Raw genomic sequence first — 13,011 nt, forward strand, 5'->3', positions numbered from 1 at the left:
TTTACGCTTATTCAGTTGGTGTTTAAGAAAAGCATGTTAAAATGTAAGTATGTAATTAAGTCAAAGTAGGAGAACGATATATGTTCACAGATAAAAAAATTGTGGTCATGATAAGTGGTGGTATCGCAGCATATAAATCAATCGTATTAGTACGTGGTCTCCAGAAATTAGGTGCACAAGTACGTGTGGCAATGACGGAATCTGCTACTGGATTTATTGTGCCAAAAACATTGGCTGTGTTAACAAACGCACCTGTATTAACTGATTTGTTTGCATCAGATGATCAACAAATTGGGCATATTGAACTATCTGATTGGGCGGATTTGATGATTGTTGCGCCAGCAACTGCAAATCTGATTGGTAAGATGGCGAATGGTATTGCGGATGATGCAGTGAGTTCTGTACTAAGTGCACGACATGTTCCAACATTTGTCGTGCCAGCAATGAATGTACATATGTGGGAAAACCCAGCTCTTCAAAGAAATCTTTCTGTGTTGAAAGCGGATGGTGTACATATCATAGAGCCAGCTGTCGGATTACTTGCAGAAGGTTATGAAGGTAAGGGCCGTTTGGCAGAGCCAGAAGATGTTATTGCGCAACTTGAGGCGTATTTAAATCGGGATATGGTGCTAGCTGGTCGGCGAGTATTAATTAGCGCTGGAGGAACGATTGAGCCAATTGACCCTGTTCGCTTTATTGGAAATCGCTCATCAGGAAAAATGGGCTATGCATTAGCTGAAGAAGCGCGCCAACTTGGTGCAGACGTAACGCTTGTTACGACCGTAAAACGCGCAGTCCACGCTGATATTCATGTTTTGATGGTTGAAACAGCGCAACAATTAGATATGACGATGAAAGAACAATTTGATGCGGCCGATATCGTTATTATGGCTGCGGCTGTTGCGGACTTTCGAGTCGCGGAAATTGCAGAACATAAGATGAAAAAGACCGATGGTGATGACACAATGACATTATCATTAGTGAAAAATCCAGATATTCTGGCTGGATTAAGTGCATTGAAAACACATCAATACATGGTTGGTTTTGCGGCAGAAACACAAAATGTGATTGACTATGCACAGAAAAAATTAGCCAAGAAACGTGTTGATATGATTGTTGCCAATGACGTTTCTCAGGAGAATATTGGGTTTGCCCATGACACAAATGCAGTCAGTTTGGTCACAGAAAATCAGGTAGAGACGTTACCTCTAGCAACGAAAAATGATATTGCCCACGCAATTTTAATGCGTATTAGTGAAAGGTTACAAAAATAGCATGAATATTGGAATTGATAAAATAAATTTTTTCTCCCCAAACCTATACTTAGATATGGTCGACTTAGCTGAAGCACGTGGTGAAGATCCTAACAAGTACTTAATTGGTATCGGACAAACACAACAAGCGGTTATCCCGGCGACACAAGATATTGTGACTATGGCCGCTAATGCTGCGGATGCAATCTTGACTGATGAAGACCGTGAAAATATTGAAGAAATTATTGTGGCAACAGAATCAGGGATTGATCAATCTAAATCTGCCGCTGTTTACGTGCAAAGCCTACTAGGGTTGAACAAGTATGCCCGCACAATTGAAATGAAGCAGGCATGTTATGCGGGAACATATGGTCTGATGCATGCTCGTGATTTTGTGGCTGCCCATCCGGATAAAAAAGTCTTAGTGATTGCGACAGATATTGCGCGCTATGGGCTTGAAACTGGTGGTGAAGTGACGCAAGGTGGTGGAGCTGTTGCAATGCTTGTTTCAGCAAATCCACGTATTATGACAATTAATCAAGATAGTGTCTACATGACCGCAGATATTATGGACTTTTGGCGTCCAAATTACACAAGTGAAGCTGTTGTTGATGGTAAGTTTTCAGCGAATATTTATCGTGATTTCTTTGGTGAGCTATGGGCCCGTTACAAGGACAAGAACAATCTGTCATTAACAGATATGTCAGCATTTGTGTATCATCTACCATTTACAAAGATGGGCTTGAAGGCATTGCGTGATATTTTGCCAGAAGTTGATGAGGATAAGCAAGCAGCCTTTTTAGCAGCATTTGAAGACAGCCGTGCCTACAATCAACAAGTAGGGAATCTGTACACGGGTTCAACCTACTTGAGCTTGTTGTCATTGTTGGAGAACACAAAAACGCTTGAAGCTGGTGATCGTATTGGAATCTTCTCATATGGTTCAGGTGCAGAAGGTGAAGTGTTCACGGTAACATTACAACCAGAATTTAAGTCTGCCTTACCGTTGGGAAACTTCGCAGACTTGTTGGCTAATCGTCGTCGTGTCACAGTGGCTGAATATGAAAAGATTTTTAAGTCAGTTCTATCAGGATCACAAGATCGTGAATTAGATGTGAGCGCAGATTCAGCACGTTTTGTGTTAGCTGGTTTGAAGGAACAACAACGTCAATACCTTGATCAAAACGATTAAGGGAATACTACATTATTTGGGGGAATGAAGCATGACAAAGATTTACCTAGCAGGACCATTTTTTGATGATGAACAAATTGAACGTATTAGCCGTATGGAAGAGGCTTTGACAGCCAATCCAACGGTGGCATCGTTTTTTAGTCCACGTAAAGAAGAGTTTGAAAATCGTGTGATGGGAACACCAGAATGGGCCGCCGATGTATTTGAGATGGATCGTGTCAACATTGATAACGCTGATGTTGTGACAGCGGTTATTGATTATGAAGGAACGTACGTAGACCCGGGGACTGCTTGGGAAATTGGATATGCAAATGCGATGGGAAAGCCTGTTCTATTGATCAAGGAAAAAGCAGAAGGTAGTGTGAACTTGATGATGGGAATTCCAGCGCACGGTGTTTTGACAGACGTGGCTGAAATTGCGAACTATGATTTTAATGAGATGCCACGTAGCTCATGGCAAGGTGATATGTTTTAATTGAATCAATTTGAGAGAATCTTTGATACAGACAGTCTTTTTTCTGTGTTAAGGGTTCTTTTTTGTACAGATTAGATTAAAATAGAAGACATGAAGTTGTACGGAGATGCATCCGCAATGCATTTAAAAAGGGGACGTACGGAGAAGGAGTTTCGTGGGGGAATGTTGAAAATAAAATTAAGGGAATATTGGATACCTTTAGTCATATCAGGGATTATGATTGGCTTAGCAATTTGGTTGACCATGTTCTTACTATATAAACAACAAGTAACGGTTCAAGTGAATCAAGTGCCAATTCGAGATGCACGTGGCTATCAAGCTAAGAAACTTGGGACTTTAGAACAAGGTGAACATTTACAGATTTTGAAAAGACAAGATAATTGGTATGAGGTGCGTCGTGAAGACGAATCAACAGGATGGGTAGCAAGTTGGTTAGTAGAACGCAAGCTACCGCTAGATGAAATTACGCCACTATCTGAAATGACCATTGTGGTTGATGCTGGACACGGGGGAAGTGATCCGGGGTCATTGGCTAATAATGGTTCTGAAGAAAAGCAATACACACTAGAGACGGCACAAAAGATGCAAAGCCAGTTAGAAAGTCGTGGGGCAAACGTAGTTATGACACGCAGTGGAGATACTGATGTGACGTTAGAAGAGATTGCTAGCCTACCGAAGAAAGCAGCTGCAGACTTATTTGTATCCATTCATTTTGACGCCGTAAAGAAGAATCAAGCGCGTGGATTTACAACATTTTATTACCATGACGATGGTTCTATTGCATTTGGTGAGGCGATTAATAATGAACTAGCCAAACGTGTGCCAGAAAAGATGCCGAATCGTGGTAATGACTTTGGGGATTATTATGTGTTACGTAAGAATACAGTCCCCGCTGTCTTAATTGAAGGTGGTTATATTGATTCAGATAAAGACTTTAGTTACATTAAAGACGGAAATTATCAAAACAAACTAGCAAAGAGTGTGGTTGCTGGAATTGATCAATATAATGTCGAGAAAAACGGGTAGCTCTAGGCTTGACGTTGTCTACTGGATATTAGATAATAAAAGACGATATATAAACCAGTGATGAAATGAATTTTATGTCTAACAAGCCAAGCGAGTGGGAAATGGTGCAAGCCCACATTGTCAGCATAGAAGGGACACTTCTGAGGTCGCGTTGCGCGGATGTACACCGTTATCGTACGTTGAGAACCAAAACAAGGTGGTACCGCGCGTGAATGCGCCCTTGATAACATATTTTTTGTTATCGAGGGCTTTTTTTATAGCCTGGTATCGTGAAAGGACTTTAATTATGGCAAAATCAAATTTCCAAAAGCCAAAAGGAACGGCAGACTTACTACCAGGAGAATCATATAAGTGGCATTTCGTTGAAGAAACAGCCCGTTTGTTGTTTTCTGATTACCAATACCAAGAAATTCGCACACCATTGTTTGAAAACTTCGATGTTTTTGCGCGTTCAGCGGGAGATACATCTGATGTGGTAACAAAGGAAATGTATGACTTCTACGATAAGGGAGAACGTCATATTGCATTGCGTCCAGAAGGAACAGCTGGAGTTGTGCGTTCATTTGTTGAAAACAAGTTATTCGGACCAGAATTCCAAAAGCCATACAAGGCATTCTACATTGGACCAATGTTCCGTTATGAACGCCCACAAGCAGGCCGTATGCGTCAATTCCACCAAATTGGGGTTGAAGCATTAGGATCAGAATCACCAGCATTAGATGCTGAAACAATCGCTATGGCCGTTGATTTGTTCCAAACACTTGGACTAACAGATCTAAAGGTAACGATTAACTCATTGGGTGATCCAGAATCACGTGAAGCCTACCGTAATGCATTGATTGATTACCTACGTCCATTGGCTGATGAATTATCAGCTGACTCAAAGCAACGTTTGGAACAAAATCCATTACGTGTCCTTGATTCTAAGGACGCACATGATCAAGAATTGGTTGCGGATGCGCCATCAATTTTGGATTACTTAACACCTGAAGCCCAATTGCATTGGGATAAGGTTCAAACATACTTGGATGCTTTGGGGCTAGATTACGAAATTGACGCGAACACTGTTCGTGGTTTGGATTACTACAACCACACAATTTTTGAAATTATGACACAAAACGCTGTTCTTGGCCGTGGTTGGACAACCATTGCGGGTGGTGGGCGTTACAATGGCCTAGTACAAGAATTTGGTGGACCTGAAATGCCAGGTGTTGGATTCGGAATCGGGCTAGAACGTTTGATGTTGTTGCTAAATGAAATGGATGCAAACTTGGGGATGGCACCAAAGGTAGATATCTTTGTGGCTAACCAAGGTGAAGGCACGGATGTTGCTGCTATGCAAATGCTACAAGCCGTTCGTTCATTTGGTTACAGTGCAGAACGTGATTACCAAGATCGTAAGCTAAAGGGACAATTTAAGGCTGCTGACCGTATGCAAGCGCGTTACATGATTATCATTGGGGAACGTGAATTGGCGGATCAAGTCGCTAACTTGAAGGACTTGGAAACAGGTGTTGAACGTACTGAAAAGTTAACAGACTTGTACACAGCATTGCCTGATTTGTTAGAAGCAACTGTAATTGATGGAGAATAAAAATATGAAGCGAACTAATTATGCTGGACTAATTGATGAAACTTACTTAGGACAACGTGTGACACTTGATGGTTGGGTACAAAAGCGCCGTGACTTTGGTGGTGTGTTGTTTGTCGATTTGCGTGACCGTGAAGGGCTTGTGCAATTATCATTTTCAGACGAAATTAATGCAGATGCGATGGCTATTGCATCAGACATTCGTACAGAATATGTGATTGAAGTACAAGGAACAGTTACAGAACGTATTGAAGGGGCACAAAACCCTAACTTGCGTTCTGGAAAGATTGAAGTTCGTGTCGACCATATCGAAGTATTGTCAGAAGCAAAGACAACACCATTTGAAATTGAAGACAAGATTGAAACAGCTGACGAACTACGTTTGAAGTACCGCTACTTGGATTTGCGTCGTCCTGAAATGCAACGTAACCTACGTATTCGTTCAAAGATTACAGCGGCAACACATGACTTCTTGGATAATGCTGGTTTTATCGATATTGAAACACCTATCTTGGCTAAGTCTACACCTGAAGGTGCGCGTGACTACCTAGTACCATCACGTATCTACCCAGGATCATTCTATGCATTACCACAATCACCACAATTGTTTAAGCAATTGTTGATGGGTGCTGGTTTTGACCGTTACTACCAAGTTGCACGTGCATTCCGTGACGAAGACCTTCGTGGAGATCGTCAACCTGAATTCACGCAATTGGACTTGGAAACATCATTCATGAGCCAAGATGAAATCATGGCATTAGTGAGCGAATGGGTTGCCCACATCATGAAGAAGACGGTTAACTATGACCTTGCAATTGATCAAATTCCTACATTGGAATGGTCAGAAGCCATGGAACGTTTTGGAACAGATAAGCCAGACATGCGTTTTGGCATGGAATTGCAAAACTTGACTGACTTGATGGCTGATTCAGACTTTGGAGTCTTCTCTAACGCTGTTAAGAACGGTGGACAAGTTAAGGCCATTGTTGTTCCTGGTGGCGCTGAGAACTATTCACGTAAAGATATCGACAAGATGGGACAATTCATCGAACGTTTTGGTGCCAAGGGACTAGCATGGTTGAAGGTATCAGAAGCAGGGATTGAAGGGCCAATCGCTAAGTTCTTGACTGAAAAGGCCGATGCTTTGCTAGCACAAACAGATGCCCAAGTTGGTGATTTGCTGTTGTTTGCAGCCGACCAACCAGGTGTTGTTGCGGCTAGTTTGGATGCTTTGCGTCGTTCAGCCGCTGAAAAGTTGAACTTGATTGATGAATCAAAGTGGGCATTTGCTTGGATCATCAACTGGCCACTATTTGAATACCAAGCTGAAGAAGATCGTTGGATTGCAGCGCACCACCCATTCACAATGCCAAATGAAGAAGATTTGCTATTGATGGATACAGTTGAAGGTGCACACAAGGCCCATGCTCAATCATATGACTTGGTTTTGAATGGATATGAATTGGGATCAGGTTCAATCCGTATTCACCGTATGGACATTCAACAAAAGATGTTGCAAGCCATCGGATTCACACCGGAATCAGCCAAGGAAGCATTTGGTTTCTTGCTAGAAGGTATGGAATACGGATTCCCACCAATGGGTGGAATCGCACTTGGTCTAGATCGTTTGGCTATGCTGTTGGCTGGACGTGACAACATTCGTGATGTCATTGCATTCCCTAAGAATTCAAAGGCCACAGAACCAATGACTGATGCGCCAACACCAGCAAGTCGTCAACAAATTGTTGAAGACTTGGGCTTGGTCTCACCTGTTTACGCTGAAACAGATGTACCAAACATGGCCGAAGAATAAATCACGCTCATATCATTTTTCGTTATTAGAATGGAGGAAGCATGAGCTCGATTATAAAGTTTTTTGACCAACACGAATCTGCTTCGCGCGTCTTTACAGCATTGTTGTACGCATTGACCTCAGCCATTGCGTTGAATTTTTTCTGGATTCCTGGAAATATTTATTCATCCGGATTTACTGGGTTAGCCCAAATTGTGAATACGATTAGTAATCGCTACATGGGTATCGATATTCCGATTGGTGTTTTGATTATCCTATTAAACGCACCGTTACTAGTTTTGGCGTACATTAAAATTAGTCGTCGATTCGCCTTGTTTACAACGGTTGCCTTGGTTGGAGCCGCAATATCTATTCGATTTGTAACCGGACCAACGATTCCTTGGAGTACAGATCCATTAGTACTTGCTATCTTTGGTGGTGCTGTTAATGGATTCGGAACCGGATTTGCCCTGCGTAACGGGATTTCCACTGGTGGATTAGATATTATTGGAATTCTAGTCCGTAAGAAGACGGGGATGCGTATGGGGGCTGTTAATCTAACCTTCAATGCCTTTATCGTCTTAACAGCTGGATTTTTGTTTGGACCGCAATTTGCGCTTTACACAATTATTAGCTTAGTGGTGAATGCGAATGTGTTAGACGGTGTCTATACACGTCAACAACAATTACAAGTCATGATTGTCACAGACAAGCCTGCACAAGTGATTGAATTAGTACAAAAGGAATTGCGTCGTGGAATTACGATTGTTCACGGGGCAGAAGGGGCTTATACGCATGCGCCTAAGGAAGTGCTGTTTACAGTTATTTCGGCGTATGAACGATATGAATTCCGTGATGCCTTAGCAGAGGCTGATCCTAGTGCATGGGCGTCAACTTGGCGTATTGAACGAACGATTGGTCGTTTCTTCGAACCTAAGTTATAACTGGATTGATATTTAGAAAAAGTCATTGTTTTTCTGTTTGACAATGGCATTTAAGATGTATAAAATAGTAAAGAACAAAGTGTGCAACGTTAAATGGTTGAATTTTTCACACGGGAAGGGAGGGTAAACATTATGACTATGACTGTTGTTCGTAAGAATGAGTCACTAGATGATGCACTCCGTCGCTTCAAGCGTGGAGTCTCAAAGGATGGTACTCTTCAAGAATACCGTAAGCGTGAGTTCTACATTAAGCCATCAGTTCAACGTAAGTTGAAGGCTGAAGCTGCTCGTAAGCGCAAGAACAAGAAGGGACGTTAATTCGTTCTAGCCGGGCTACCGTTGGGTGGTCCGGTTTTGTTTTATATATTTGTTAAATACATGTTTTTCTCGTTAATAGAAAGGACTTAAAAATGTCATTAATTGAAACACTATCAGCTGATATGAAGACAGCCATGAAGGCTAAGGACAAGCAAACACTTGGTGTTGTGCGTATGTTGAAGTCTGCATTGTCAAACGAACAAATCAAGTTGGGTGCTGACCTAACTGAAGAACAAGAAGTTGCGGTTTTGTCACGTGAAATGAAGCAACGTGTTGAAGAACTTGAAGGAAATCAAGCAGCTGGCCGTGATGACCTAGCCGAAGAAGTTCAAGGTCAAATGGACGTTTTGAAGCGTTACTTGCCAGAACAATTGTCAGATGAAGAAGTTGAAGCAATTGTTGTGGAAACAATCGCGCAAGTTGGTGCAACAAGCAAGGCCGACCTTGGTAAGGTGATGGGTGCTTTGATGCCTAAGGTTAAGGGGAAGGCTGACGGTAAGTTGGTTAACCGCTTGGTTATGGAAAAGCTTGCCTAGTAAGTACGGGACTATTCCCGGTACATAAAAGTGCGGTATAATTAAGTATTCAGCAAGATTAATGGAGGAATAAGTCAATGGATGTTGCTATGATAGACCAGTCAACCCCTGGGTTGACGACTGAACAAACAGCCTTAGTCACTGATATCTTGGATTTTGCCGGTAAGTATCTAGAATTACCCGCAGACACTGAAATGTCAGTTACATTTATGCATAATGATGAAATTCAACGTTATAATCGTGAATATCGTGATAAGGATCGCGCAACTGACGTGATTTCTTTTGCAATCGAAGATGACGATGAAGATATGCCTTTGATGTTTGATGAAGACATGCAAGCTGATTTGGCAAAAAACCTTGGTGATATTTTAGTTTCAGTTGATAAAGTTGCTGAACAAGCTAAGGAATACGAACATTCATATGATCGTGAACTAGGATTTTTGGTTGTTCATGGTTTCTTGCACTTAAATGGATATGACCACACATTAAGTGAAGCGGATGAAAAGGAAATGTTTGGTCTCCAAACAGAAATTCTGGATCAATATGGATTGGAACGCTAAAGACCAACAAACAGAAAAAAACACGTGCTTTCTACAATCCTTTGGTCATGCTGTAGATGGGATTAAAGTTGTTTTAGAGCGCGAACGTAATATGCGTTTTCACTTATTAGCAACTTTGGTCGTGATTGCAGGTGGTTTGTGGTTAGGAATTGGTCGTTCAGATTGGATCTGGATTACAATTTCAGTGTTTATTGTCGTGGTCGCCGAATTTACCAACACAATGGTTGAGGCGATTGTCGACTTGATTGTCGGAGAAACGTATGCACCATTAGCAAAGGTCGCCAAAGATGTGGCTGCTGGTGGTGTATTGGTTGCTGCAGGTACGGCAATGATTATCGGTAGTTTGATTTTTCTACCATACATTTTCCCCCTTTTGGGTTGGAAATAGCGGAAAGTTAAGGAATAAATATGAGCGAACAAGCATTTAAGTCAGGTTTTGTGGCCATCGTTGGGCGTCCTAACGTTGGAAAGTCAACATTGATGAATGAAATGATTGGTGAAAAGATTGCCATCATGTCACCCAAAGCCCAAACAACACGTAACAAGATTCAAGGAATCTACACAAATGATGACGGGCAAATTGTCTTTATTGACACTCCTGGAATCCATAAGCCTCAAAACGGATTGGGTGACTTCATGGTGAAGACAGCAATGTCATCACTTGGTGAAGCTGACATGATCTGGTTTGTTGTGAATGCTGATCAAAAGCGCGGTGCTGGAGATGACTTTATTATTAATCGTTTGAAGACAGTGGATACACCTGTTTACTTGATTATTAACAAGGTTGACTTGGTTCACCCACAAGAATTATTGGCAATTATTGACGATTACCGTCAACAAATGGAATTTGCGGAAATTTTCCCAATTTCAGCGTTGGATGGTGATGGTGTGCCAGAACTATTGAACGTGACAATGGGTCACATGGAAGAAGGACCACAATACTACCCTGAAGATCAAATTACTGATCACCCAGAACGTTTTATTATGGCCGAATTAATCCGTGAAAAGGTCCTACAATTGACACGTCAAGAAGTGCCTCATTCAGTTGCGGTTGTTATCGAAACAATCGAACGTGAAGGAGATGCTAAGCTACACATTCAAGCAGCGATTGTTGTTGAACGTCCAACCCAAAAGAACATTGTTATTGGTAAGGGTGGCGCAATGATTAAGGAAATCGGAACGCGTGCGCGTAAGGATATCGAACGCTTGATGGGTGAAAAGATTTTCCTTGAATTGTGGGTAAAGGTTGAAGATCGCTGGCGTGATAAGCCACAATCTTTGAATGCCTTTGGTTACAACGAAGATTCAGAAGTTTAATCTATTCATGATTTAGTTAACGAGGGAGGTTGCCATGGCAGATGTTTTTGATGCAATTGTGATGTATCAACGCCCTCACAAAGAGCATGATTTAATGGTTAAAATGCTGACTAAAGATTATGGTAAGCGAATGTTTTACATTCGCCATGGTAAGTCTAAGCGCTATGCATATGCAGCAGATGTACAACCGTTTACAATTGGTAAATACGAAGGGTCAATTAATGCAACTGGCTTGAGTTTTATGAATGATGTTAAACAAAGTCATATGTCGCGTACTTTTTTGGAAGATATGCATCGCACTGCCTACATGACTTACATTATGGGGTTGGTCGATGCCGCATTCGTGGACAATCAACCTTTGCCAGCTTGGTTTGATGAAATTGCATTAGCAATTGAAAAAATGGAAGCAGATTTTAGTTCAGCGGCTTTAGCCCATTATTTTGAGCTCAAGTTGTTGCCTGCATTTGGTGTGCATATTGATTGGACGCATTGTGTGGTGTGTGAAGAAACCACGCCACAAATGGATTTCTCCATGAAATTAGGTGGTTTATTATGTGCAAAACATTTTGGACAAGACGAACATCGGATGCAAATCGTGCCTAAGGCACTGTATATTTTGCGTCAATTTAGTCAAATTAGCCTAAAGCAAATGCATTCATTACAAGTTAAATCGAGTACGAGTCAAGAAATGACACGTGTCTTAGATGCGATTTATGATGACCAAGTAGGAATTCAACTTAAAGCAAAGTCGTTTATCAATCAATTACAGAGCTGGGAATCTCGCTTACAAACGCGACAATCTGATGCAAATAATTGACAATTGATAGCGGTGGCGTAAAATAGAAGTTAAGCGATGAGAACAGAAGAAACGTGTCTAAAAGCACAGCGAGCTACCGATGGTGTGAGGGTAGCCTTTGAAGCATGTGGGGAGCTGTTTGAGCATTTAATTAGATAATTAAGCTGCCGGATTCATTCGGAAGTAGGGTGGAACCGCGATAACATCGTCCCTACATCAATCACGTTATGTGGTTGGTGTAGGGACTTTTTTTCTGCACTGCCACAGGAAGGAAACACTAATGAGCACAAAAATGAGTGTCCAAGATATTATTTTAACGCTTCAAACATTCTGGGCGAAGCAAGGTGCCATGTTAATGGAAGCCTACGATACTGAAAAGGGAGCTGGGACTATGAGCCCATACACGTTCTTACGTGCGAATGGACCAGAACCTTGGAATGCTGCCTATGTTGAACCATCACGTCGTCCAGCGGATGGACGTTATGGAGACAACCCTAATCGTTTGTACCAACACCACCAATTCCAAGTGGTTATGAAGCCATCTCCTGATAACATTCAAGAACTATACCTAGAATCATTGGAAGCATTGGGAATTGATCCACTTGCTCACGATATTCGTTTCGTTGAAGATAACTGGGAAAACCCATCAATGGGTGCGGCTGGAATCGGTTGGGAAATCTGGTTAGACGGAATGGAAGTGACGCAATTTACGTACTTCCAACAAGTTGGGGGAATCCCAGTTGATGCCGTTACATCAGAAATCACATACGGTTTGGAGCGTTTGGCGTCATACATTCAAGACGTACCAACTGTTTACGATCTAGAATGGGGAAATGGTGTTCTTTACGGTGACATCTTTAAGGAACCAGAATTCGAACACTCAACATACTCATTTGATACATCTGATGCAGAGATGTTATTGCGTCACTTCAATGAATACGAAGTTGAAGCAAAGCGTGCATTGGAAGCTGGTTTAGTACACCCCGCCTATGACTACATTCTAAAGGCATCACACACATTTAACTTGTTAGATGCACGTGGAACGGTATCTGTTACAGAACGTGCGAAGTACTTGAGCCGTATCCGTAACATGGCTCGTATGGTGGCTAAGGCCTTTATCGCTGAACGTAAGAAGCTTGGTTTCCCTCTTTTGAAGGACGAAGCATTGCGTGAAAAGTACTTACCAACGCAAGAAGAGGAGGCCAAGTAAC

General features: G+C 41.8%; 14 protein-coding genes. All 14 read left to right on the top strand.

Annotated features, from left to right (window positions below; all coding sequences use genetic code 11):
- The first annotated feature begins 80 nt into the window (after window positions 1-80).
- Window positions 81-1,274 (top strand): bifunctional phosphopantothenoylcysteine decarboxylase/phosphopantothenate--cysteine ligase CoaBC, encoded by a 1,194-nt coding sequence (gene coaBC / locus WS08_RS02100; protein WP_009764942.1) that lies wholly within the window; start codon window positions 81-83, stop codon window positions 1,272-1,274.
- Between the two features lies 1 nt (window position 1,275).
- Window positions 1,276-2,445 carry a hydroxymethylglutaryl-CoA synthase gene (locus WS08_RS02105; protein WP_009764943.1) on the top strand — a complete coding sequence of 390 codons (1,170 nt, stop codon included), beginning with the start codon at window positions 1,276-1,278 and terminating at the stop codon, window positions 2,443-2,445.
- A 31-nt stretch (window positions 2,446-2,476) separates the two neighbouring features.
- Window positions 2,477-2,920: a nucleoside 2-deoxyribosyltransferase gene (locus tag WS08_RS02110; protein ID WP_009764944.1), complete on the top strand. Its 444-nt coding sequence runs from the start codon at window positions 2,477-2,479 to the stop codon at window positions 2,918-2,920.
- Window positions 2,921-3,136: 216 nt separating this feature from the next.
- Window positions 3,137-3,946 (top strand): N-acetylmuramoyl-L-alanine amidase, encoded by an 810-nt coding sequence (locus WS08_RS02115; RefSeq protein WP_009764945.1) that lies wholly within the window; start codon window positions 3,137-3,139, stop codon window positions 3,944-3,946.
- Window positions 3,947-4,232: 286 nt separating this feature from the next.
- Window positions 4,233-5,540, top strand: coding sequence for a histidine--tRNA ligase (hisS, locus tag WS08_RS02120; protein ID WP_009764946.1), 1,308 nt, complete (start codon window positions 4,233-4,235; stop codon window positions 5,538-5,540).
- 4 nt (window positions 5,541-5,544) lie between these two features.
- Window positions 5,545-7,350, top strand: coding sequence for an aspartate--tRNA ligase (aspS, locus tag WS08_RS02125; protein ID WP_009764947.1), 1,806 nt, complete (start codon window positions 5,545-5,547; stop codon window positions 7,348-7,350).
- A 41-nt stretch (window positions 7,351-7,391) separates the two neighbouring features.
- A complete protein-coding gene (locus WS08_RS02130; protein ID WP_009764948.1) occupies window positions 7,392-8,273 on the top strand; it encodes a YitT family protein in 882 nt (293 codons plus the stop codon).
- Window positions 8,274-8,405: 132 nt separating this feature from the next.
- Complete coding sequence (gene rpsU, locus WS08_RS02135) at window positions 8,406-8,591, top strand: 30S ribosomal protein S21 (RefSeq protein ID WP_009764949.1); 186 nt, start codon at window positions 8,406-8,408, stop codon at window positions 8,589-8,591.
- Between the two features lie 92 nt (window positions 8,592-8,683).
- Window positions 8,684-9,127: a GatB/YqeY domain-containing protein gene (locus WS08_RS02140; RefSeq protein ID WP_009764950.1), complete on the top strand. Its 444-nt coding sequence runs from the start codon at window positions 8,684-8,686 to the stop codon at window positions 9,125-9,127.
- A 77-nt stretch (window positions 9,128-9,204) separates the two neighbouring features.
- Complete coding sequence (ybeY, locus tag WS08_RS02145; RefSeq protein WP_009764951.1) at window positions 9,205-9,687, top strand: rRNA maturation RNase YbeY; 483 nt, start codon at window positions 9,205-9,207, stop codon at window positions 9,685-9,687.
- On the top strand, window positions 9,671-10,075 hold the full coding sequence (locus WS08_RS02150) for a diacylglycerol kinase family protein (protein ID WP_009764952.1): 405 nt from the start codon (window positions 9,671-9,673) through the stop codon (window positions 10,073-10,075). Before ybeY ends, WS08_RS02150 begins: the two co-directional genes overlap by 17 nt.
- Before the next feature lie 20 nt (window positions 10,076-10,095).
- Window positions 10,096-11,004 (top strand): GTPase Era, encoded by a 909-nt coding sequence (gene era / locus WS08_RS02155; RefSeq protein ID WP_009764953.1) that lies wholly within the window; start codon window positions 10,096-10,098, stop codon window positions 11,002-11,004.
- A 34-nt stretch (window positions 11,005-11,038) separates the two neighbouring features.
- Window positions 11,039-11,821, top strand: coding sequence for a DNA repair protein RecO (gene recO / locus WS08_RS02160; RefSeq protein WP_038566630.1), 783 nt, complete (start codon window positions 11,039-11,041; stop codon window positions 11,819-11,821).
- 259 nt (window positions 11,822-12,080) lie between these two features.
- Window positions 12,081-13,010, top strand: coding sequence for a glycine--tRNA ligase subunit alpha (gene glyQ, locus WS08_RS02165; protein ID WP_009764955.1), 930 nt, complete (start codon window positions 12,081-12,083; stop codon window positions 13,008-13,010).
- The last annotated feature ends 1 nt before the right edge of the window (window position 13,011 follow it).

The sequence above is a fragment of the Weissella tructae genome (assembly GCF_000732905.1).
Lineage (GTDB): Bacteria > Bacillota > Bacilli > Lactobacillales > Lactobacillaceae > Weissella > Weissella tructae.

What these genes read in the sequence shown, in the direction of transcription:
- coaBC (WP_009764942.1), top strand. Translation starts at nt 81, where the DNA reads ATGTTCACAGATAAAAAAATTGTGGTCATGATAAGTGGTGGTATCGCA.
- WS08_RS02105 (WP_009764943.1), top strand. Translation starts at nt 1,276, where the DNA reads ATGAATATTGGAATTGATAAAATAAATTTTTTCTCCCCAAACCTATAC.
- WS08_RS02110 (WP_009764944.1), top strand. Translation starts at nt 2,477, where the DNA reads ATGACAAAGATTTACCTAGCAGGACCATTTTTTGATGATGAACAAATT.
- WS08_RS02115 (WP_009764945.1), top strand. Translation starts at nt 3,137, where the DNA reads ATGATTGGCTTAGCAATTTGGTTGACCATGTTCTTACTATATAAACAA.
- hisS (WP_009764946.1), top strand. Translation starts at nt 4,233, where the DNA reads ATGGCAAAATCAAATTTCCAAAAGCCAAAAGGAACGGCAGACTTACTA.
- aspS (WP_009764947.1), top strand. Translation starts at nt 5,545, where the DNA reads ATGAAGCGAACTAATTATGCTGGACTAATTGATGAAACTTACTTAGGA.
- WS08_RS02130 (WP_009764948.1), top strand. Translation starts at nt 7,392, where the DNA reads ATGAGCTCGATTATAAAGTTTTTTGACCAACACGAATCTGCTTCGCGC.
- rpsU (WP_009764949.1), top strand. Translation starts at nt 8,406, where the DNA reads ATGACTATGACTGTTGTTCGTAAGAATGAGTCACTAGATGATGCACTC.
- WS08_RS02140 (WP_009764950.1), top strand. Translation starts at nt 8,684, where the DNA reads ATGTCATTAATTGAAACACTATCAGCTGATATGAAGACAGCCATGAAG.
- ybeY (WP_009764951.1), top strand. Translation starts at nt 9,205, where the DNA reads ATGGATGTTGCTATGATAGACCAGTCAACCCCTGGGTTGACGACTGAA.
- WS08_RS02150 (WP_009764952.1), top strand. Translation starts at nt 9,671, where the DNA reads ATGGATTGGAACGCTAAAGACCAACAAACAGAAAAAAACACGTGCTTT.
- era (WP_009764953.1), top strand. Translation starts at nt 10,096, where the DNA reads ATGAGCGAACAAGCATTTAAGTCAGGTTTTGTGGCCATCGTTGGGCGT.
- recO (WP_038566630.1), top strand. Translation starts at nt 11,039, where the DNA reads ATGGCAGATGTTTTTGATGCAATTGTGATGTATCAACGCCCTCACAAA.
- glyQ (WP_009764955.1), top strand. Translation starts at nt 12,081, where the DNA reads ATGAGCACAAAAATGAGTGTCCAAGATATTATTTTAACGCTTCAAACA.